The 21,360-nt window shown below is 62.9% G+C and carries 20 protein-coding genes; 7 read left to right on the top strand and 13 right to left on the bottom strand.

The features are described 5' to 3' along the window. Positions 1-14: 14 nt before the first annotated feature. The 5 genes from OCK02_RS02275 to OCK02_RS02255 form a co-directional block, all read right to left on the bottom strand. Positions 15-1,112 (bottom strand): ABC transporter substrate-binding protein, encoded by a 1,098-nt coding sequence (locus OCK02_RS02275; RefSeq protein WP_263811616.1) that lies wholly within the window; start codon positions 1,110-1,112, stop codon positions 15-17. A gap of 2 nt (positions 1,113-1,114) precedes the next feature. Further along, positions 1,115-1,840 carry an IclR family transcriptional regulator gene (locus OCK02_RS02270; RefSeq protein ID WP_263811615.1) on the bottom strand — a complete coding sequence of 242 codons (726 nt, stop codon included), beginning with the start codon at positions 1,838-1,840 and terminating at the stop codon, positions 1,115-1,117. A gap of 409 nt (positions 1,841-2,249) precedes the next feature. Continuing rightward, positions 2,250-2,774, bottom strand: a complete 525-nt coding sequence (locus OCK02_RS02265) for a transcription elongation factor GreAB (protein ID WP_263811614.1) — start codon at positions 2,772-2,774, stop codon at positions 2,250-2,252. Positions 2,775-3,200: 426 nt separating this feature from the next. Continuing rightward, complete coding sequence (locus OCK02_RS02260) at positions 3,201-3,665, bottom strand: hypothetical protein (protein WP_263811613.1); 465 nt, start codon at positions 3,663-3,665, stop codon at positions 3,201-3,203. A 148-nt stretch (positions 3,666-3,813) separates the two neighbouring features. Next, a complete protein-coding gene (locus OCK02_RS02255; protein WP_263811612.1) occupies positions 3,814-4,248 on the bottom strand; it encodes a GreA/GreB family elongation factor in 435 nt (144 codons plus the stop codon). A 365-nt stretch (positions 4,249-4,613) separates the two neighbouring features. Here OCK02_RS02255 and OCK02_RS02250 point away from each other — a divergent pair, with 365 nt between their 5' ends. The 4 genes from OCK02_RS02250 to OCK02_RS02235 all read left to right on the top strand — a co-directional run bounded on the left by OCK02_RS02250 (position 4,614) and on the right by OCK02_RS02235 (position 7,807). Next, positions 4,614-4,919: a hypothetical protein gene (locus tag OCK02_RS02250; RefSeq protein WP_230806389.1), complete on the top strand. Its 306-nt coding sequence runs from the start codon at positions 4,614-4,616 to the stop codon at positions 4,917-4,919. A gap of 708 nt (positions 4,920-5,627) precedes the next feature. Beyond that, the gene (locus tag OCK02_RS02245) at positions 5,628-6,458 is read left to right on the top strand and encodes an alpha/beta fold hydrolase (protein ID WP_263811741.1); all 831 of its coding nucleotides are present in this window, start codon (positions 5,628-5,630) and stop codon (positions 6,456-6,458) included. Positions 6,459-6,523: 65 nt separating this feature from the next. After that, positions 6,524-6,937, top strand: coding sequence for a cupin domain-containing protein (locus OCK02_RS02240; RefSeq protein ID WP_412178740.1), 414 nt, complete (start codon positions 6,524-6,526; stop codon positions 6,935-6,937). 117 nt (positions 6,938-7,054) lie between these two features. Then, positions 7,055-7,807 (top strand): SDR family NAD(P)-dependent oxidoreductase, encoded by a 753-nt coding sequence (locus tag OCK02_RS02235; protein WP_263811611.1) that lies wholly within the window; start codon positions 7,055-7,057, stop codon positions 7,805-7,807. A gap of 244 nt (positions 7,808-8,051) precedes the next feature. Here the strand turns inward: OCK02_RS02235 and OCK02_RS02230 are convergent, their stop codons facing one another. From OCK02_RS02230 to OCK02_RS02215, 4 genes are read right to left on the bottom strand one after another with little or no spacing between them, the layout of a single operon-like run. Next, positions 8,052-8,756, bottom strand: coding sequence for a response regulator transcription factor (locus OCK02_RS02230; RefSeq protein WP_263811610.1), 705 nt, complete (start codon positions 8,754-8,756; stop codon positions 8,052-8,054). Further along, positions 8,746-9,135: a response regulator gene (locus OCK02_RS02225; RefSeq protein ID WP_263811609.1), complete on the bottom strand. Its 390-nt coding sequence runs from the start codon at positions 9,133-9,135 to the stop codon at positions 8,746-8,748. Before OCK02_RS02225 ends, OCK02_RS02230 begins: the two co-directional genes overlap by 11 nt. Before the next feature lie 2 nt (positions 9,136-9,137). Further along, complete coding sequence (locus tag OCK02_RS02220) at positions 9,138-9,782, bottom strand: response regulator transcription factor (protein ID WP_263811608.1); 645 nt, start codon at positions 9,780-9,782, stop codon at positions 9,138-9,140. Then, positions 9,769-13,167: a PAS domain-containing protein gene (locus OCK02_RS02215; protein ID WP_263811607.1), complete on the bottom strand. Its 3,399-nt coding sequence runs from the start codon at positions 13,165-13,167 to the stop codon at positions 9,769-9,771. The genes OCK02_RS02220 and OCK02_RS02215 overlap by 14 nt, the downstream gene beginning before the upstream one ends. Before the next feature lie 352 nt (positions 13,168-13,519). On the opposite strand from OCK02_RS02215, the gene OCK02_RS02210 reads away from it, so the two are divergent. The 3 genes from OCK02_RS02210 to OCK02_RS02200 all read left to right on the top strand — a co-directional run bounded on the left by OCK02_RS02210 (position 13,520) and on the right by OCK02_RS02200 (position 16,589). Beyond that, positions 13,520-14,437 (top strand): MBL fold metallo-hydrolase, encoded by a 918-nt coding sequence (locus OCK02_RS02210; RefSeq protein ID WP_263811606.1) that lies wholly within the window; start codon positions 13,520-13,522, stop codon positions 14,435-14,437. A 127-nt stretch (positions 14,438-14,564) separates the two neighbouring features. Then, positions 14,565-15,317: an SDR family oxidoreductase gene (locus OCK02_RS02205; RefSeq protein ID WP_263811605.1), complete on the top strand. Its 753-nt coding sequence runs from the start codon at positions 14,565-14,567 to the stop codon at positions 15,315-15,317. 237 nt (positions 15,318-15,554) lie between these two features. After that, on the top strand, positions 15,555-16,589 hold the full coding sequence (locus OCK02_RS02200) for an Ldh family oxidoreductase (protein WP_263811604.1): 1,035 nt from the start codon (positions 15,555-15,557) through the stop codon (positions 16,587-16,589). Positions 16,590-16,692: 103 nt separating this feature from the next. On the opposite strand, the gene OCK02_RS02195 is transcribed toward OCK02_RS02200, so the two are convergent. The 4 genes from OCK02_RS02195 to OCK02_RS02180 all read right to left on the bottom strand — a co-directional run bounded on the left by OCK02_RS02195 (position 16,693) and on the right by OCK02_RS02180 (position 20,973). Beyond that, complete coding sequence (locus tag OCK02_RS02195) at positions 16,693-17,655, bottom strand: dihydrodipicolinate synthase family protein (protein WP_263811603.1); 963 nt, start codon at positions 17,653-17,655, stop codon at positions 16,693-16,695. A 328-nt stretch (positions 17,656-17,983) separates the two neighbouring features. Beyond that, positions 17,984-19,399: a mercuric reductase gene (locus OCK02_RS02190; protein ID WP_263811602.1), complete on the bottom strand. Its 1,416-nt coding sequence runs from the start codon at positions 19,397-19,399 to the stop codon at positions 17,984-17,986. 177 nt (positions 19,400-19,576) lie between these two features. Then, the gene (locus OCK02_RS02185) at positions 19,577-19,729 is read right to left on the bottom strand and encodes a hypothetical protein (protein ID WP_263811751.1); all 153 of its coding nucleotides are present in this window, start codon (positions 19,727-19,729) and stop codon (positions 19,577-19,579) included. A 59-nt stretch (positions 19,730-19,788) separates the two neighbouring features. After that, on the bottom strand, positions 19,789-20,973 hold the full coding sequence (locus tag OCK02_RS02180) for a GGDEF domain-containing protein (protein ID WP_263811601.1): 1,185 nt from the start codon (positions 20,971-20,973) through the stop codon (positions 19,789-19,791). Positions 20,974-21,360: the final 387 nt, after the last annotated feature.

Raw genomic sequence — 21,360 nt, 5'->3', positions numbered from 1 at the left:
CCCTCGTGCTCGGCTCAACGGCCGGCGATCGCCGCGTTCCACTTCTCGACGAAAGGACCCGCCTCGGTGATCAGGCGCTGGTCAAAGCCGGCGATGATCATGTTGTCATTGCCGACGATCTCGCCGATCTTCTGGAAGGTGTAACGCACCTGATCTTCCGGCACGTCCTCACGGTAGGGAACGAGACCACCCTTGCCGACCTGCGTCTGGCCGTCCTGGCTCAGCGCGTAGTCGACGAAAAGCTTGGCCGAATTCGGATTGGCGGCACCCTTCGGGATGCCCATGCCGCGCAGCATCATGATCGTGCCGTCGTCGGGGAAGGCGAAGCCGAGGATTTCCCCGCCCGGCTGCTCCAGGCGCGGGAAGATGGTGATGCCGGAGACGGCAATACCCATCAGATATTCGCCAGTGGCGATCTTCTCGTTCATCGGGCCGCCCGAGGTCTCGCCACGGATCATCGGACCGATCTTGCGAAGGCCATCCCAGCCCGCGTCGCCCTTCTTGTCCATATAGGCCCACCAGGCGGTCAGCCCGAAGCTGTTGCGCGCGGCATCATAGGTGGTGATCTTGCCCGTGAACGTATCCGGCTCGGCCACCGCGTCCTCTACCAAAGACGCGAAACCCGTCGGGCGCTGATCCTCCGGCAGGAGCGCTGCATTGTAGGTGATGACCAGCGGGTCGGTCGAAAGCACGTTCACGCCTGGATAGGGGTGGGCGAAGTCCGGAAGCTTTTCGGTTTCCGGGCTCTTGTAGTCCTCCATCAGGCCATCCTTGCCGTAGGAGGCCCAGCGGTCGTTGGCGCCGGAAACCAAGATGTCGGCGGTGCGGGCGCTGGACCCCTTTTCGGCCTCCCAGCGGGAATGTACCGTACCGGAGCCCAGATCCACGGGCTCGACCTTCACCCAGGGATATTTGGCGTGGAACCCCTCGATGATCGGCTGCCAGTTATTGTCGGCCATGTTCGAGTAGATCATCAGGCCTTTTTCAGAGCGCGAACCTTCGATGATCTTGGAGTAGTCGGCTGGATAGCCGGCCGGTACTTCCTGAGCCTGAGCGAAACCGGCAATGCCGGCAAACAGCCCGGCGACCGCCGATAGAGTTACGAGTTTCATTCTTACCTCCCTTTGGACAAACGACGACTGCGGCGCGCCAGCTCCTCGCTGATTGCGGCGGCAGTTTCCCGGACCACTTCAGATATGCGGTCGGAATTTGTGACGAACCGGACCTGGGGGCCGGAGATGTTGAGCGCGGCAACCGCCTTGCCGTTTGCACCGACGATCGGAGCGGCTGCGCCTGCGGCACCTTCTACGACGCCCATGGCGTTGACATAGAAACCCGATGCGCGGGCACTCGCTACGGCTTCACGGAGCTTGGAATGTTCCGCCTCGGACAGAGCGGCCGATGCCGCATAGGCTTCGATTTCCGCGTCGCTGCCGGCGGCCAGCAGAACCACCCCGCTCGCGACCTTGTGGGCCGGACGTGTCGGAACGATATCGCGATCGTAGAGGATCTCGCGCTTCGGCAGCACTTTATTGAGATAGCGGATCGACTGGTCTTCCAGCACGGCGACGAAGCCACTTTCTCCAGTTTCCTGAACAGCCTGGGAAAGGTGCGGCGATACCAGAGCGATCAGGGCGCCGTAGTTGCGGCCATCCTGGGAGATCTCGCCGGGAAGCCTGAGCATCTGGTACTCGCCGCTGCCAAGGCGATGGATGTAGCCGCGTTCGGTCAGCGACTGCAGCATCAAGAGAGCGCTCGACTTGGGCATGGCAAGCGCAGCTGCAATCTCCGAAAGGCTTGCGCCTTCCGGTGAGGCCGCAAACCACTCGATCATATCCAAGACACGCTCGACACCGCGTCCGCTCACAACTGATCCTCCCTTGCTATTTGTTCAAAATACTGAACAAGTACAGAATATTGAAAATCGACAATTCGGTCAATCTTTTTCTCAGTCGCAGTTCTCAAGAGGATCTGAAAATCAAGGGCGGGGTGGCGACCGCTACCAGCACAAGCTGAGCGACACGGCCGAGACGACGCGCTATGGTATCGGAGTGACAGGGAAAAAAATCAGGGCGCTCATCCTTGGCGCCGTGAACTTACCCGATGGGTTGGGACCACCGCCACAATGAGCGATGATCCGTTCATCAGCCGTCCGTCGCGGCAAGCCGGTCCATTCCCGCGGCTCCGCTCCGAAAGCACGGCAAACGCCGAAGCTACCCCACATCCTGGGCGGTGGCATCTACGCCACATCATGCAGCACTCGGACCAGGATCGTCGTCGTATGGCGTGCCGATCTGCCTTGGACGTGGTCGGAAGTTTATGACCTGGGGAGCATGATCGACCAACTCCACTTGGTCGCCTTGGCGTTGTTTCGAACGGGCATCCGCCTCCGGCTGGAAAATGATGCTCTGGACCGTCAGCGTTTCAGGCTCTGCGCCCTCACCCAGGATCTCGATCGACTCGCCGACGCCCAATCCCAACAGCGCCAGGCCCCGCATCGTCCGGACCGATATCGCAGCGTCCGGAAGTCCATCCGCGGGGTCGCGAAGAAGAACATGCGGCCCCGCCACGGCTCCGTTGATCGTATAGAGCACTTGCGTGTCGAGCGTGACGATATCGCCGGGGATGTCTTCCCGGAAGAAGACGTTCGAATGGTTCAGTTTCTCTCTCAGCAGCGTCGAGAAGGCGGACGGCCTTGCGTTGGCGCTTTCAAGCAAAGACATCAGGACGTTGGCGTCTCCGGCCGTCAGCTGACAAAAGGCTTCCCTGGACATTGAGTTCTCCTATCATTGCATATGAGGCCGAGGGCTGGCCCCGGGGCCCCGCGACGGGACTGGCGAGTGAACGCGCGATAACAAAGGCCGGATGTCGATGACGGCCGGCGGCGTTCTACAAAGCGGGAACGACGTTCGCCCCGTGTCTAGCGAAGCCAGATTCGAATAGATCGGCGTGGAAGAATTTCTCCGCCCCGCGCCATGTTGCTTTCTATCATCGCTCGTGCGGCATCCGCCGCTGCTTCGGGCGTCGGATAGTGGGATGGAAGAACGCCGTCGAATACGGAAGAGCAGACGTGCGCCATCCTGCTCAGGTGATCGTAGTGCAGCTGAACATCGATAGGACTGCCGGAAACGCTTCTCTCGGATGCGGAAAATGTCATGGCCCTGCCTCATCTTGAAATCCGTGGTTGTTGCTTCGAGATTTCATGCGACCGAGGGGCAAGCCTTGCTGTTGCTCCCCGATGACCTCGATGCTGTGGACCCGAAGATGGCCCGCGATTGACGTTGAGGCTGATGAAGCACGCGTTTGAGCATGAGGCTTGTGGGTACATTCCGCAGATCAAGGGTCACGCGACTGCCTTCTCGCAGGCCGAGAAGAGACAAGCCGACATCGCTCCGCAGCGGAATCATTCCGTGAAAGGATCTCAGTGGATGGACGAGATCGACGAGGAACGCGGATATCGGCGCACCATCGCCCAGCCGAAAGGAGATCCGGCTGTTGATGGTGACGACATCGCCGGGAACTTCCGTGGCGATCACATGGGCTTCGGTCAGCTTGCGCCGAACGAGCGACCTGGTGCGGTCGGGAACCAGAGGATCGTCAAGTATCGTGTGAAGGACGCTGGCGTCTTCGGCGGCGAGTATGGCTGGTGGATGAGCGGCAAGCATCGTAGGTCTCCTGTCGGATGTTCGTCTTGGCAACAGGAACGCCCTGTGCCGACCACGACGGATGCGGCACAGGGCTACGAGCCTGCGGTGAGGCAACCTCCCCTCGGCTTTTGGCGTCTGCTCTTGAGTGCGTGCATCGGGTCCTCGGCTACGACAGGGCTGAGAGCGCAACGGCGGCCATACGATCTTCGCCAACGCGCACGACCGCGAGAGTGTTGGACCGGCCATCGCGAGAGAACCACGCACTGCAATGCCCGGGGCGGAGCCCCAGGAGCGCCACGCCGACGGGCGTCAGCACCGAGATCCTCGCCGCATCTGCATCGACCTCATCCGGGCAGACAAGCGTGATGGTGCGGCGGCCTGCGCCTTCGACATCGAAAGTGACTTCGGATCCTATCTGGACAGTGTCCGGCGACACCTGACCATCCGCCAGGACGCAGGCGTGCTGCAACTTCTCGACCAACTCGGCAGCAACGTCGAAGTTCTTCGAAATCGCAGCGCCGGCAATCTCAACGAGCGTCGAATAATCCGTTGCCCCGATAACAGACAACGGTCGCTTCGAATGGGCGATACTGTCGGGCATCGTTCGCGATACCTCCGGTACAGGCATGGGATTCCCATGCATGGGCATTGTTCTGGAAGATTGTCGCACATGTCAGCTCGCGTCACAGGCTGACCGCTTTAGCCCAGGATCCGGCGGGCGACAAAGGCCGGATCCGGGTCATTATCCTGCGATGGGGCAGACCCGGAAGGCGCTCGACGGATATATGTCGCGGTTCATCAACATGGTTGTAAGATCGCCCGCAGGTGCCACGAAGTCAAGCCATGCGACCCGGTGCCGCAGGTACGAGCGCACCTGCGGCGCCGCCTTTATTAAACAAAGTTTGGATTGACCATCTTTCGATGGCGAGGCAACACTTCAGTTCACGGCAATGCGGGAGGAAGACGATGAGCGAGCCAGATCGGTGGCGCCACATGGCAAGCGCGCCGCGAGACGGTCGTCGGATCCTTGTCACGGTTCGCTCGTCCGAACAGGGGCCGGCGGAAGTCGACGTCGCCTACTGGTCGAACGGCGACCGGTTCGGCGCAGAGGGCTGGCGTGCCTCGGATTCCGCCCCGGGCTGCATCGTTGCGTATGCGGAACCGGAACTGAAGTGCTGGATGCCGATGCCCTCGGCCAATCTCAACCGCGCTTCCGCGCCCTCCCCTTGGGAAGGCGACGACGACCGCGAGCTTGACGGCTCGGGGATCTGACGAGCGGTTCCACCGTGCGACTTGGGGAATATCTCCGGTCAGGGTGGCCGCTCTCCATCAGTTCGATGGATTCGTGCCGGTCGGAAAACTCCGATTTCATGTCCTGTTTGTTTCGGCCTGTCCGTCAACGATATCAATTTCTTACACAAGAACCCCAGTCGGTTCTCGCCATTCAAATGCCTGTCTTTGCGTGATCCGGCAGGTAAGCAGATATACGTGACGGTGCCGATTTCAGTTCGGCCTGCCTAGACCTTCGTATCACCGAACCGACACTGCCGTCGGATAGCTCCACGGGCAGCTTCGGCGCATTCTTCACCGCACTGGCCGCCTTGGCCGGATGGAGAAGACAATGCGCAACCTGATACAGCGAGCAGAAGCTCCCGATGGCGCGAACGCCGTCAAGGGCCGGTCCGCTGCGGTCGCGTCCGACACGGTCGCGTCGCATGCGCCGATAGTCTCCCGTCCGGATGACGTCGCCTTCTTCATCGAAAACGCAGCGACGGCATGCCGAGCGCCGGCTACCCGACATCGAACATCAGGACCAGGATGATGACAAATCACCACCCCTTCGCCCCGGCAGGGGCATCGCGGCGCGACGTCCTGCAGGGCGCGCTGGCGGTTGCCGCCGCTGCCGTCCTCTCCACGCCCGCCCGGTCGCAGGACGAGCGGGCCCTTCCCCACTCCAGCTCGAACCAGGGACAACGGACAATGAGCACGATCACCGCCAAAGACGGAACCGAAATCTTCTACAAGGACTGGGGTCCGAAGGATGCCCAGCCGATCGTCTTCCATCACGGATGGCCGCTGAGCGCGGACGACTGGGATACGCAAATGCTCTTCTTCCTCGGCGAGGGCTATCGCGTCGTGGCCCACGACCGGCGGGGGCACGGTCGCTCCGCGCAGGTGAGCGACGGCCACGATATGGATCACTACGCTGAAGACGTGGCCACCGTGATCGAACACCTCGACCTCAGGAACACCGTCCATGTGGGCCACTCCACCGGCGGCGGCGAAGCCGCACACTATGTCGCCCGGCATGGGGGGGAGCGCGCGGCGAAGCTCGTCCTCATCGGCGCGGTGCCGCCGATCATGGTAAAGACGCCCGCCAACCCCGGAGGACTGCCGATTGAAGTGTTCGACGGATTGCGCAAGTCGCTCGCCGACAATCGCGCGCAGTTCTACGTCGATTTCCCCTCGGGCCCGTTCTACGGCTTCAACCGCCCCGGCGCGAAACCCGTTCCGGGCGTCATCCAGAACTGGTGGCGGCAGGGCATGATGGGCAGCGCCAAGGCGCACTATGATGGCATCAAGGCATTCTCGGAGACTGACTTCACCGACGATCTGAAGGTCATCGACGCGCCGACGCTTGTCATGCACGGCACGGACGACCAGATCGTGCCGATTGCCGATTCCGCGCCGTTGTCCGCGAAACTGCTGAAGAACGGTACGCTCAAGGTCTACGAGGGTTTTCCGCACGGCATGTGCACCACCCATGCCGACGTGGTGAACAGCGACCTGCTCGCCTTCATCAGGTCATAGGCTCTCGTCGCTCCTGCCGGGTCGGCGAACCCTCAATCTCATCACCTCACACTGGAGCTGAAGTTGTGATCAGGATCCTTGCTTCGACCGCCGCCTTCGCGGTCCTTCTCGCAACCGGCGCGCTGGCCCACGACACGTCCGGCGAGAACGTCAGGCTGGTCTACGACCATCCGCTGCCAAACGTCCCCGGCAAGAGCATGCGCGCCGTGCTGGTCGAATATGCGCCCGGCGGAAACTCGCCGGCGCACACGCACCCGGAATCGGCCTTCATCTACGCCACGGTGCTCGAAGGCGCGATCCGGAGCAAAGTCAACGACGGACCGGTGACAACCTATAGCGCCGGGGAGAGTTTCTCCGAGTACCCGGGTGACCGCCATGGCGTCAGCGAGAATGCCAGTTCGACAGAGCCCGCCAGGTTGCTGGCCGTTTTCGTCGTGGACACCGCGGAGACGGAACTGACGACGCCTTTCGACGAGTGAGGCACAGACGGCAAATCCGGCGTCCGCTCGGACACGCCATGAGACATTCGGATTGCCGCCGGTTGGCACGCCGGCAATGCGGACACGAACACGAAGATTTAGCCAGGGAGCAAGGCATTGTCGGAATTCAAACAGAAGGTCGCCCTCGTCACAGGCGCCGGTACGGGCATCGGGCGGGCGACCGCACTCGGCCTCGCCGCCCGCGGTGCCAAGGTCGTCGTCACGGGACGTCGCCCCGAGCCGCTGGAACAAACGGCCGCCGGCCATGAGAACATTGTCGCCCTGGTGGCAGACGTCGCCGATCCGGATGATGCTGCACGCAGCGTCGCGAAGGCCGTCGAGAGCTTCGGCCGTCTCGATATCCTCGTCAACAACGCCGGCGCGGGCGCCCTGTCACCCTTGGCGGACGTGACAGCCGAACGAATCGAGAGGATCCTGGCGGTGAACGTCGTCGGTCCGAGCCTCCTGGCCCGGGAGGCGCTTGCACACCTTTCGCGGACGAAAGGCTCGATCATCAACGTATCGAGCACGTTCGGGCACAAACCCGGAGCCGGGTTGTCCCACTATGCCGCCAGCAAGGCGGCGCTCGAGCATCTTACGCGCTGCTGGGCACTCGAACTCGCGCCACAAGGGATACGTGTCAATTCGGTCGCGGCAGGTCCCACCGAATCGGCAGCCCTGACCGACATGATGGGGCTCTCGCCGCAACAGGCGGCCCTCGTCGAGGAGGCGGAGCGCGAGCAGATACCGCTCAAGCGCCGCGGGGTTCCCGACGACATCGCCCGGTGGATACTTCATCTTGCGGATCCGGCCTCGGACTGGGTCACCGGACAGATCATCGCGGTCGATGGAGGCCTGGGTCTCGCATGAGCGGAGCTCCGGGAGAATGGGGCCAAAACCGACGCTGAAACGACGGTTTTTCGCGCGGTTTCGGCGGACACATTGTGCCCGCTTGCCGGTCGCATTCTTTCGTCGGCAGTATCCGGCCCGTCATTCGACAATAGACTGAGACAGAGGCTGTTTCGAACCTTCCGAAGTCACAGCTGGGCGAGCCGGGTTCCGGCGCGCCCAGCCGCAATCGATGCCTGGTGATCCGGACCGAGTGCTCCGGCCTTCACGCCGACGCCTGGGCCGGGCGCACCATGCGCACAGGCGCCGGCAGCGTGTCCCAGGTCCGGATCAACTCGCCGATCGATGCAGCCTCCATCTTGCGCATGACGTTGCCGCGATGGAGTTTGACCGTCACCTCACTGATGCCCAGGTCGAACGCGATCTGCTTGTTGAGACGCCCGCGCGCGACCTCGTGGAGAACCTCGCGCTCGCGCGGGGTCAGCGTCTCCAGGCGCTCCATGTTGAGCTTGACGACGGCTGCTTCCGCGCGCCGGGCGGCATCCACGGCAATCCCCGCATTCACAGCGTCGAGCAACGTCTGGTCTCGCACGGGCTTTGTGAGGAAGTCGACAGCCCCGGCCTTCATCGCCTGGACGGTCATCGGGATGTCGCCATGGCCGGTCAGGAAAATGATCGGCTTGGCGTTGCCGTTTCCAGCCAGCTGGCGCTGCAGGTCGAGGCCGCTCGCACCCGGCAAGCGGACGTCCAGGATCAGGCAGCCGGGGCTGTCCAGCAGGTCGGCCTCCAGCAGGTCCCGGGTGGAGGAAAAGTCGACAGGCTGAAAGCCGGCCGAGCGGATGAGTTCGGACAACGCCTCGCGGACATGCGCGTCGTCGTCGACAATGATCACGAGCGGCTTGTCGACTTCGAGCGTCCGCCGCGCGGGCCGTGGTGTCGATTTCCGCAAGAGCGGCAGGTCAACTGTCATGCTTACCCTCCTCTTTCCGGTTACGTAATGCCTCGCCCACCGCTGTAAGCAGCGCCTGGGCGTCGAAAGGTTTGCGGAAGAATCCGCTGATGCCTTGCGCTCGATGCTGGTCGGCAATCTCGTGGCGGCCAGTGACGAGGAAGACGGGCAGTTCCGGGCGCGCCTTCCCGACGATGTCGCGCAGCTCGAAGCCATCGACGCCGGGCATTCCGATGTCCGTGATCAGCAGGTCCACGTCCACCAGCCCGGTTGCAAGGAGCGCGCGGGCCGAAGAGAAGCTGGCAGTGGCATATCCGGCGGATTCCAGCAGTTCCTCGAGCGATTCGAGAAGCCTTGGGTCATCGTCCACGATCGCAACGATCGGCTTTCTGTCATCCATGGTCAGTTCCCTCCCGGATTTCTGCGGGAGTGGGTGACCGGTATTTTCAATCTCTCGGCCATGCGCACCAGGTCGGCCAGCGAGGCCGCAGCCATCTTCTGCATGATATTCCTTCTATGAACTTCGAGGGTGACCTCGCTGATGCCCAGCTCGGTCGCGGCCTGCTTGTTGAGAAGCCCGCTTACGACCAGCGTCAACACTTCGCGTTCGCGCGGCGTCAGATCGAGATAACGGCGCCTCAGCGCTCCGAGTTCGGCACGCGTCGACCTGTCCTGCCTGTCCTGATCGAGTGCGGTCTGGACTGCCGTCATGAGGTCGGCGTCGCTGAACGGCTTGGTCAGGAAGTCTACGGCCCCGTCCTTGATCGCGCGTACCGAGGATGGGACGTCGCCATGCCCGGTGATGAAGACGATCGGCGGATGCTCTCCCTCGGCGATCTGCCTCTGGAACTCGAGACCATTGATGTCCGGCAATTCCACGTCAAGGATGAGGCATGCCAGGAGATCCGGCTTGTCCGCCTCGACATAGTCGCCGGCCGATCCGAATGCGACGGAGCGCATCCCGTGCGATTCCAGCAGTTCGACGAGCGCCTCACGGATGCGTTCGTCATCGTCGACGATGAAGACGACACGATCATTCTTCATCATGATGCGCCTTCGTATCGACCGGGAGGACAAAGATGAACCTGGCGCCCTGCGGCTCGTTCCTCTCCGCCCATAACCGGCCGCCATGCGACTCGATGATCGACCGGCAGATCGCCAGACCCATGCCCATGCCTTCCTGCTTGGTGGTGAAGAACGGCTCGAAAACCTTGTCCGGGTCGTCCAGACCGGGGCCGCGGTCGCTGACCTCGATCCGGATTCCCTCGTCCGCCCGGCCGGCATACAGTCCGAGAACTCTCTCCCCGGCGACGCCTTCCATGGCTTCCATCCCATTCCGTATGAGGTTGACGAGCACCTGCTGGATCTGGGTACGATCGAGCGCCAGCATCGGGAGATCGGCCTGCGCCTCGAATTCGATCCGGACACGGCGCCTCATCGCCTCCTCGGCCATGAGATCGCGGGCCTCGGTAATCACATTGCCGATCGCCGCAGTGCTTCTCGACCCGGCCGACTGCCTGAACAGCGCGCGGATGCGGCTGACCACATCCGCCGCCGCATTGGCGTCGCGAATAATGCGCTCGGCGGTAATCTTGGCCCGCTCGAGATTCGGAGGTTCGGCCGACAGCCAGCGATGGCATGCGTATGAGTTGGCGACAATCGCGGCCAGTGGCTGGTTCACCTCATGCGCGATGGACGCCGAGAGTTCCGCGAGGCTTGCCGCCTGGCTTGCACGCGAAAGCCTGTCCTGGGCGAGGCGCAACGCCTCCCGCGCGCGAACCTCGCCATCGATGTCGAGGCAGATGACGTTCCACTGGACGATGGTGCCTTCGCCGTTGCGCATCGGCGCCGCGCGCGTTTCGACCCAACGGTATTCACCGTCGAAGCGGCGCAAGCGGTGCCTGCGGGCATAGGGCTCGCCGGTCGACAGGGAATGCGCGTACGACTGCTTGACGGCGGCCAGATCGTCCGGATGAACGCCGGCGTCGAGCGTGCCGCCGAGGCGCGATTTTCCGGTCCCGTCGAGGACTTCGAGGTCGTAGCCCAGGAATTCTCGCAGTTGCCGGCTGCGATAGACGGGCTCTCCGTCCGGCGCCGCGCAGTCGATCATGGCCGGCAGCGTTTCCACGAGCTGCCGGAGCCTGCGTTCCCGGTCGCGCAGCGCCTGTTGCGCACGCATCTCGTCTTCCAGGTCGATCGAGGCGATATACCATTGCACGATTGTGCCATTCTCGTCGCGCAAGGGCTGTGCACGCGCCTCTATCCAACGATAGGCGCCTTGTCTGTCGCGCCGGCGAAACCGGTTCACGAACGGCTGGCCGGTCGCAAAGCCCTCCGATGCCCTTCGGTGCATTGTCGGAAAGTCGTCCGGATGAGCCAGATCCAGGGCCAGCGCATCGAAGTCCTCGATATGCGCCAGCGGCGAACCGACGCTCTCCAGGTAACGCCTGCTCGTGTAGGTGATCTTGCCGGAAGGATCGAAGCTCAGGATGTTGACGGGCACGGCGTCGATCATCTGCTCGAGCTGTCGCTTGCTGGTCCGCAGCGCTTCCTGGGTGTCGATGGAATCCTGTATGTCGACATTGGCCCCGTACCACCGGATGATGCGGCCGGTCTCGTCACGAAGCGGTTCCGCGCGCCCCTCCGTCCACCGGTATGCCCCGTCCGAACGGCGATTGCGGAACTTCAGATCGAACGGCTCACCCGTGGTGAACGAATGGCCGAGTGCGCTGTGCAGGGAATCCCTGTCGTCGGGGTGGACGATGGTCTGGATCGCGCTCGGCAATCCGCCCTCGGCATCGAAGTCATCGAGGGCCATTCCAGTATAGTCGACCATGGTCTTGTTGATGTAGGCAGGGTCGCCGTCGGGCGTGACGCACCAGATCTGCACCGGTACCGTGTCGATGAGTTGTTGCAACTCCAGTTCCCGACTGCGCAACGCCTCCTCTGCCTTCACCTGGTCGTCGATGTCGTGACAAAGGCCGTACCACTGAAGGACGCGCCCGTCCGCATCCAGCAACGGCTCGGCGCCGCTCGACATCCAGCGATAGACGCCGTCGGAGCGACGCAAACGATACCGCATGGAGAAACGCTCGCCGGTGCGAAAGCAGTGGCGGAGCGCGTCGCCGAAGGGGGCGGCATCTTCGGGATGGACGGATGTTTCGATCATCGTTGCCAGGCCGCTCTTCCCGGGTCGGACCATGTCGGCTGCGTCCATGCCGAGGAAGTCGACCATGCGCCGGTTGAAGAACACCGGCTCACCATCCGGCGTCAGTTGCCACAGATGGCTGGGCACCATGTCGACTAGCTGCGAGAACGCCCGTTCGCGATCGCGCAGCGCCGCCACGGTCTTCTTGTAGACGTCGATGTCCAGCGCGATACCGAACCATCCGACAATGTGCCCCTGGCCATCGCGGGCCGGTCGTGCCGCGGTGCGCGCCCAGACATAGGCGCCGCTCGCACGCCTGAAGCGGAACTCGACGTTGAAATGGTCGCCCGTCGCAAGGCAGTGATGCCATGTCGCGGCGATCCGGTCGTAGTCGTCGGGATGGAGCAGTCGCTTCCAGGCGGTGTGGCCTTCGTCCAGCGCGGCATTCAGGTAGTCCAGTGTGACGCCGAGCGAATTCTGCGCAAACGGATGCAGGTAGATCCACCTCCCCTCGGCATCAAATGCCCAGCCATTGCCGAATATGCTCTCGACCACCCTTGCCGCGCCGATCGCCTCGGACGTCCCGGCGACCGGCAGGCGTGCCGCCGCCGGTGGGTCCTTGTCCGTGACCAGGTCGTCGATGTCGACGCTCACGCTATATCCCGGCTCCGAGCGCGTCTCGATCCAGCGATAGTCGCCATCAGGCTGGCGCTGCCTGTGCCGGATCACCTGCGGGACGCCCGTCCAGAAGGCACGTGCCGCGGCATGGGCGGCCGCGGTCCGATCGTCCGGATGAATGAGGCCGAGCGGGCGCGGCGTATCGAGGGCCGCCTTCTCCTTGTCGGGATCGGCGACGGCGGGCAGTCGGTTCAGGAGGACAGACTGCACATCGGCGTCGATCACCGTACCGTACCATCCGGTGATCCGGCCATCGGCGTCGCGGAGCGGCTGACCCGAGCTGCGGCTCCAGCCGAAGGCGCCACTCGCGCGCAGCATCCGGTGCTCGACATCGTAGTGCTCGCCTGTCTGCAGGCAGCGGCGCCATATGGAGGCGACATCGTCATAGTCGGCCGGGTGGATGACGCTTCGCCAGCCGAAATGGCCTTGTTCGGGAACGGAATTGAGCTCGTTCAGCGTGAGGCCGAGGGCCGAAAGTATTGCAGGCGTCACATAGATGAAGTTTCCGGCGGGATCGGTCGCCCACCCGTTGCCGACCACGCGCTCGACCAGCCTGGCCGCAGCCTCGGCGCCAACAGGTTCCGACAGGATGGGCGCATTCGTCATTGCCTTCTCCCAAAAATCCAAAAGTACCGGGCCGCCGACGTTTCGAGCCGCACTCGAGGAATCACCAGAAGATAGCGCAACCGGCCCCCATCCGCATTCTATGGAAATCCATGAGGTCGCCGACCGCAGAGCCGATCCTGTTCTTCGGTATGGGAACGCCTCGACCTTGTCAGTGACGGCAGGAGACGTCCGGGCAATGACGCTGCCGCATCCATCCCGTGCATGATCGGGAGGCGATGAGCGTCGACCATGTCAGGAAGATCGTCCCGTCACCGTCGGCATCGTGCCGCCATCAGGGACACGCTTCGCACGGGAAGACGCGGAAAGATATCATTCGAAACAGGAGATCGACATGAACCTGCAAGACATCCCCTCCCCCGGCAGGCCGACCCCCGAGGACCTGGTTCCCTCGCGCTACGCGGTGCGGATCGGCGAAATCGACGTCCTGGTGATCAGCGACGGCGTGCTGCCGCTCCCGACGAGAATGCTGGGACCCAATGCCGACGCGACGGACAGGGCAACCTGGCTGAAAGACATGTTCCTGCCGCAGGACGCTTTCGACTGGTCGCTGAACGTGGTGGTGGTTCGCAGCGGCGATCAAACCATACTCGTCGACGCCGGACTGGGTCTGGACCCGAACCTCAATTTGCCGCGGGCCGGGCAGTTGGTCCGGCGGCTGGAGGCGGCCGGTATCGATCTCGCGTCTGTCACCGACGTGATCCTCACCCACATGCACATGGATCATATCGGCGGGCTTTTGGTCGATGGGGTGAAGGACAGGCTGCGTCCCGACCTGCGCATCCATGTGGCCGCTGCCGAGGTCACGTTCTGGGAAACGCCTGACTTCACCCATGTCGACATGCCGCAAGGTTTCCCCGACGCGCTTCGGGCGACCGCCAAGAGGTTTGTGAATGCGTACCGCAGCCAGTTGCGGCTGTTCGACGAGACGTACGAGGTCGCCCCGGGAGTCGTCGTCCACCGGACCGGCGGCCATACTCCCGGCCATAGCGTGGTCCGTGTGGCCTCTGGCGGCGACCGGCTGACGTTTGCCGGCGACGCCGTGTTCGCGGTCGGTTTCGACCACCCGGACTGGCACAACGGTTTCGAACACGACCCCGAGGAAGCGGCCCGTGTCCGGGTTCGTCTTCTGACGGAACTGGCGGCGAACGGCGAGCAACTGGTGGCCACTCATTTGCCGTTCCCGTCCGTCGGCCGCGTGGCGATCGACGGCAATGCCTTCCGATGGGTGCCGGTCTTCTGGGACTACTGACCGGGCTGTCCGGTCAGGTCGGAACAGGGCGCCTGCCTTCGAGGCAGTCCCTGGACCGAAGCATCGCCACGATCCGCAAAACGACGAGACAACGCGGCGCACCGTGCAGCCGTGAATGGAGAGGTTCATGAAAATCGTCATCATTGGTGGAACCGGCCTGATCGGTTCAAAGACGGCCGCCCGTCTGCGCAAGCAAGGTCATGAGGTCGTTGCCGCCGCTCCGAATACCGGCGTCAACACGATCACCGGCGAGGGTCTCGCCGGAGTGCTCGCGGGCGCCTCCGTGGTCATCGACCTCGCAAACTCGCCGTCCTTCGAAGACAAGGCCGTTCTCGAATTCTTCGAGACATCGGGCCGCAATCTGATGGCCGCCGAAAAAGTTGCCGGCATCAAGCATCACATCGCTCTGTCCATCATCGGCGTCGATCGCCTGCCTGACAGCGGCTACATGCGAGCCAAGGTCGCCCAGGAACGGATCATCCGGGCAGCCCGCATTCCCTATACGATCGTCCATTCGACGCAGTTCATGGAGTTCGTCGGCGGCATCGCGCAGTCCGGCACGATCGGTGACACCGTGCGTCTGTCGTCGGCCTATGTGCAGCCCATCGCCTCGGACGACGTGGCCGACAACATGGCTGCCATCGCGACGGCCGAACCGATCAATGGCGTCGTGGAGATTTCCGGGCCTGAGCGCATCCGGATGAACGAACTCGTTGCCCGTTACCTGAAGGCAGTGGGCGATGATCGCAAGGTCACGGCAGATCCGGATGCCCTCTATTTCGGTAGCCGGCTGCAGGAAGGCTCCCTTGTGTCCGACAACAACCCACGTCTCGGCCGGGTCACCTTCGAGCAGTGGTTCGCAACCTCTGACCGCAGGTGAACGGGCATGGGTGCGTCGCCACAAGCAGCGCACAGTCCATGGACAACCGAGAGCAACCGATGCGGCTGGGTGCCAGACAGGGCGCCCGGCCCGCATCGCCGTATGGCATGCTCAGGGCAGCAAACATCTGCAGAGAGGATGTGCGCATTCCCTTTTGTCGACGTATTGTATACCTATAATATTTTCTAGAACGGATGCGCCATTCGAGGGTCGCATCTGAAAATAAGGAATGCGCCGATGGATGATGTCAATCTGAGTCAAAGCGACCTGAGCGGCCGCGTGATGGCCGTACTTTCGAAGGCGGGGATGAGCACGGTCCAGACGGCAGCGGTCGCCAAGGTGATCGTTGCCGGCGAACGCGATGGCTGCAAATCTCACGGCATCTACCGGCTTGAAGGTGTCTTGCGCACGATCAAGGCCGGAAAGGTGAAGCCGGATGCCGTTCCCGTTCTGGATCTCAACGAGGGCTCCGCGATCGTCAAGGTCAACGCCGATGGCGGCTTTGCGAATGCTGCCTTTGAACTCGGCCTGCCTGCGCTCGCCGAACGGGCCCACAAACTCGGCATCGCCGCCCTGGTCATCAACGATTGCACGCACTTCTCCGCCCTGTGGCCGGAAGTCGAGGCTGTCACCGGCGCCGGACTTGCCGGTCTCGTCATGTGCCCGAGCTATGCGACGGTCGCCCCCACCGGCGGCAGCAAGCCGCTTCTCGGCACCAATCCGTTCGCCTTCGGCTGGCCGCGCGCAAACGCCCTGCCCTATATCTTCGACTTCGCGACCTCGGTCGCCGCGCGTGGCGAAATCGAGCTGCATCGCCGGGCGGGAAAGCAACTCCCGGACGGCTGGGCGATCGATGCCGACGGCAACCCGACGACCGATCCGGAAGCGGCGCTTGCCGGTGCCATGCTGCCGTTCGGCGGCCACAAGGGTGCGGCTATCGGCACGATGATCGAACTTCTGGCCGGCATCATGATCGGCGACCTGACGAGCCCGGAAGTGCTCGACTATTTGGGATCGACAGCGCTCTCGCCCTCCCACGGCGAACTCGTCATCGCGATGTCCCCACGGGCCTTTGCGGCGGGTCGCCCCGGCGATCCCTTCGCCCGCGCCGAAGTGCTGTTCGACGCCATCCTCGGCAGCGGCGCGCGCTTGCCCTCGCAGCGCCGCTATGCGGCCCGCGAAAAGTCCCTGGCAAGCGGTATCACGCTGACGGCGGCCGAAATCGAACATCTCGACCGTCTGGGGAAACTGGGCCTGGACGCGGTCGCCTGACCGCGCAGGAGCCTGTGCCCGTCTGTCACGCTGGATGCGCCATCGGACAGTTGACGTCAAAAGGCCCTCCGCTCGGAGGGCCTTTCGTTCGGGTATCGTAAGTCTATGCCTTGTACTTCTGTACCGCGCCCGGAAGCTTGCTCCACTCGGCATACCAGGTGTCGAACAGCTTGAGTTGAGCCTCGACGTAGCCGCGCTGGCTGTCGGAAAGCACGTCGGTCTCGTTGAAATGCAGGGTGTATTCCCTGTCGCCCTTCAGCACCATCATGTGCTTGAAGTAGAGAACCAGATCCGGGCCCTCGTCGAAGGAGGACAGGACGGCGAGCGCCGATTCCAGTTCCAGCGCGCGCTGGCGGGCGTCCGGGTCGCCCTTGGCGGCCGCCTGGGCAAGATTGCACATGTGGATGACTTCCTTCGGCAAAACGCAGCCGATGCCGGTGATGGCACCGACGGCGCCGCAATCGACGAAGCCGGTGAAGACGCAGGTATCGACGCCGATCATCAGCGAGACGTCATCGTCGCGGCTGGTGATGTTTTCAGCCGCATAGCGCATGTCGGCGGCGCCGCCGAACTCCTTGAAGCCAACGAGGTTCTTGTGGTCTTCGCGCAGCGCGAAGAACAGGTCGGCACGGGTGGCGAAGCCGTAGTAGGGGCTATTGTAGATGACGGCCGGCAGGTCCGGGGCAGCCGAGAGGATCGCCTTGAAGTGGTTCTTCTGGGCGGCAACGACGGAGCCGCGCGACAGGACGCGCGGGATGACCATGAGGCCCTGCGCGCCGACCTTCTGCGCGTGCGCGGCATGCGCGACGGCCGACGCGGTGTTGACGGCGCCGGTGCCGACGATGACCGGGATGCCGGCCTTCACGAGGCGCTCGACGCCTTCCATGCGCTGCGCGTCCGTCAGAAGCGGCCAGTCACCCATCGAGCCGCAATAGACGACGGCCGACATGCCCTTTTCGATCAGTTCCTTGCCCTTGCGGACCAACTGGTCGAAGTCCGGCGTGCGGTCGTCCTTGCAGGGCGTCATCAGGGCGGGAATGACGCCGGAAAAAATCTTGGCCTTCATGTCGATCTCCAGTTTCTATCCGAGGATGGCCAACCATGGACGGCGTGCTGCATATCCCCAAGTCGAGGAGAGAAATACCATCGGGAACACTTGCTGTCGACAAAATAAATACAACGTCACTGCAAGGCTATGTGACCCTATTGCAAGTGTCGAAGCCCGTTGACGACCGACGCCCTGACCAGGATCGGACCACGGAATGCCTAGAACGAGCCGCTCAACGCGCCGATCATTCCCGGTTGCACGAAGGCGAGCAGTGCCGCAACGCCGATGACGATCCGTGGGGGAGGTGAACAGGAGACGGCACGGCGCATCTGACGGCAAAATGCGATCAGTTTCCGCGCGGATTCAACGCCTCGCCCTTCACCGGAACATTGCCAAACAACGCGTTTAGTCCCTCCGCCATGGTCGGATGGGTGAGAATGGCGTCTCGCAGCGCGGTGTAGGGAAGGCCCGCAACCATGGCCGTCTGCACGTCGGCCATGACCCCGCCCGCCTCCGATCCTATCATCGTGAAGCCGAGGATTTGGTCGTCGGCATCGACAAGCGCCTTCATGAAACCGGTCGTGTCCGACGTCGTCCGCGTCCGTAAGACCGCCGTCATGGGCAGTTTCGCCACACGCACCGGCACGCCGTCGGCCCGCGCCATTTCCTCGTTCATCCCGACCCGCGCGAGCGGCGGGTCGATGAACATGCAATAGGGCATCAGCCGTCCCGTGGTCGATCGGTTGCCGCCCTTGAGATTGTCGCGGATCACGCGAAAGTTGTCGAGCGACGCATGGGTGAACTGCGGCGTGCCCGCGCACTCGCCGATCGCCCAGGTGTTCGGGGCCGTCGTCTCCAGCCGGTCATTGACACGGATGTAACCGTGATCGGTCAGTGCGATGCCGGCATGTTCGAGGCCGATCCCCTCGGTGTTCGGCGTGCGGCCGGCAGCGACCAGGATATCGGTCCCCTCGAGCGTCCTCTCGCCATCGGGCGTGCGCACCAGCGCCCGCAGATGATCGCCGGACGTCCCTTCCACCCGCACGACCTCGGCAGACAGCAGCATCTCAATGCCTTCCCGCTCGAGAATGCGCTGGACTTCCTCGGCGACGTCCGGATCTTCGCGTCGGGCCAAGCGCGGCCCGTGATCGAGGACCGTGACCCGGCTTCCGAAACGCCGGTAGGCCTGGGCGAGCTCGAGACCGACATACCCGCCGCCGAGAACGATGAGATGGCCGGGGACCCGATCGAGTTCGAGCGCCTCGATATGGGTCAGCGGCCCGGCCGCCGCAAGGCCCGGGACCGGCGGCACGCTTGCCTGCGTGCCCAGGTTGAGAAAGAGCTTCTCGGTGCCCAGCCGGCGCGTCCCGCCGTCATTCAGCGACACCTCGACCGTCAGCGGCGCGACGATGCGAGCGGTCCCCATGATGAGCTCCGCACCGGTGGCCTTGAACCGATCGAGATGAAAGGCGACGAGACTGTCGACCATGTCGCGCTTGCGCTGAAGAACCCGCTTCATGTCGATCGATACATCGCCGACATTCACGCCGAACTCTCCGGTGCGGGCGACGATCCTCGCGACACCGGCGCTCCAGATTTCGTTCTTGCTCGGAAGGCAATTTATGTTCGGACAGGAGCCGCCGATCCAGCGGCGTTCAATCACGGCGGTCTTCTGCCCGGCCTGGGCAAGATTCCATGCGAGGTATTTGCCGCCTTCGCCACTGCCGATGACAACGGCATCGTACTGCTCCGCTTTGGGCATCGCTGCCTCCCTTCAAAGCCAGAAACCCGTCTCGTCCGCCCGCTGGCCAGAATATGCCGGTTTGACCTGGAAAAGTCACTTGGCCATGCTCCGCGAGGCCGAAGGCACCATCGCCGTCACGCCGGGGTCTCGTAGGGTGATCGACCGATTGGCGCAGGGGTAGCTGGCGTTTGGCCCTCATGCTTCGGCGATACAAACAATTTCGTGCCAGAACGTTGTGGTGGTGTTGCATCGAGAATCTTTGTGTTCGGCGCGGCTGCTGCGAGTTCTCATGCCGCGACGGCGCACCTCGGCCTGCCAGCGTCCCCTGAGCTTCCTGATCGTCGCCATGTGATCTCCAACCGATGTTGTCGATCACGGGTAGGACGCCCCGGGAGGGAAGCCAAGGACTATCCCGGAGCGATCATGCTGCGGGCCGCAATGTCGCCCATTGTCGCGACAAAGTCGTGCCGGCCACTGCGCAGGGATGAAGCTGATGCAACGCGATTGCGACCGGCTACCTTGGCGAAATAGAGGGCACGATCGGCGCGCTCGATGGCGGGGTCAATCGGGGACTGCCCTATTTCGGCCACACCGAAACTTGCCGTGACCTGGCTGGCAATACCCGCTGCGGACCAGTCGGACGTCGCCAGATGATGCCTGGCGCGTTCTGCCCAGTGAGCGGCGGCGTCTTCGCGCGCGCTATCGATGAAAATAACGAATTCTTCTCCGCCAAACCGGGCGATATGCATGCGGTCGTCCTGCAGTTGCGAGAGCCGGTGGGCCACTTCGATGATCACACGGTCGCCCGCGGTGTGACCGAAGGTATCGTTGATCTGTTTGAAATGATCGATGTCGCAGAGAACGACAGCACCACTCAGGCCGGCGGCGTCGCCCGCGCCCTCGACCGCCGCGTTGAAACCGCGGCGGTTTAGAAGCCCGGTCAATGGATCACGTCCAGCCGTATGCCTATGCCGGTCAATCGCAGCGGCAGTCATCGCCGCAATTGCGCCCAAAGGGAAAAGCAGACACACCGTAATGGTCGTGACATGCACCGACATATTGTAGGCCGAGTGCAGGAAGTCGGACATCGCTTCGCTGGTCTTGAAGACGAATGTGAACACGATCCCTCGGATCAGACAGTCTAGGACGACAAGCGCACCGGCGGCAACGAGCGCCAGGTCGGCCGCAGGCTTGGCCTTCGGCGCACACTTCCACACGGCAAAGCCCAGGAGAAAGGCAAACACCATCTCGATCAGAAACAGGTCCAGTCGAAGACTTGGTTCGACAAGGACCAGATAAGTGTGCGGCACCACGGGTCGCCGCACCGTCCGCCACTTGTCCTCCCCGAAATGGATGAGAATCGCGCTCCCGTAACAATAGGCCGCGCCGGTATAGAAGACGCCGGAGACGAACTGGTCGAAAGTTGGTTCAACCGGGAATGACGAGAGTGCAAAGCCGCATGCGGTCTGCGCGAATCCCGCCGCCCATTGCCAGGAAGAGGAAAGTCCGAGCCGCCAAAGGAGCAGAAAGAAGAACGCAAGGATCACGAAGATCGCCGAGGGTAGATAGAAAATGATGTTCTGCGTGTCCATGAGGTCCGAGATCCGGTCAATTCCGTTCCATCACTCAGTGAGGAAAGACAAGACAATGAAAGTAAAATGAAAATCGGCGGATCATCCGCAATGCAGGCACAGGCACGCAGACTGAACACAATGGGTTAATGGACCATTGCTGACTGTAGGGCAGAGCCGTTCAGTGCCGGAGGTGTGGCGGAAGGAATATGTGCAGCGGCGAGCCGCTAAGAGGTCTTCCGCACGCTGTGTAGCCGTCACGTTGCAATCTATTGACCTGTAAGGAGTTTTTGGCGGAGAGGGGGTCCGCCAAACCTTTATCCGGGAATGTCCGGTATTGTCCGGGAAACGCCGGGAAACGCTGGCCTTTCCTCTGGCATCTGTTTTATAGTGTTCACAGATGTTCAC

Source organism: Rhizobium sp. TRM96647, assembly GCF_025780115.1.
GTDB lineage: Bacteria > Pseudomonadota > Alphaproteobacteria > Rhizobiales > Rhizobiaceae > Mycoplana.
Note: the sequence above shows the minus strand (reverse complement) of the source record. Positions and strands in the feature narration are given on the sequence as shown.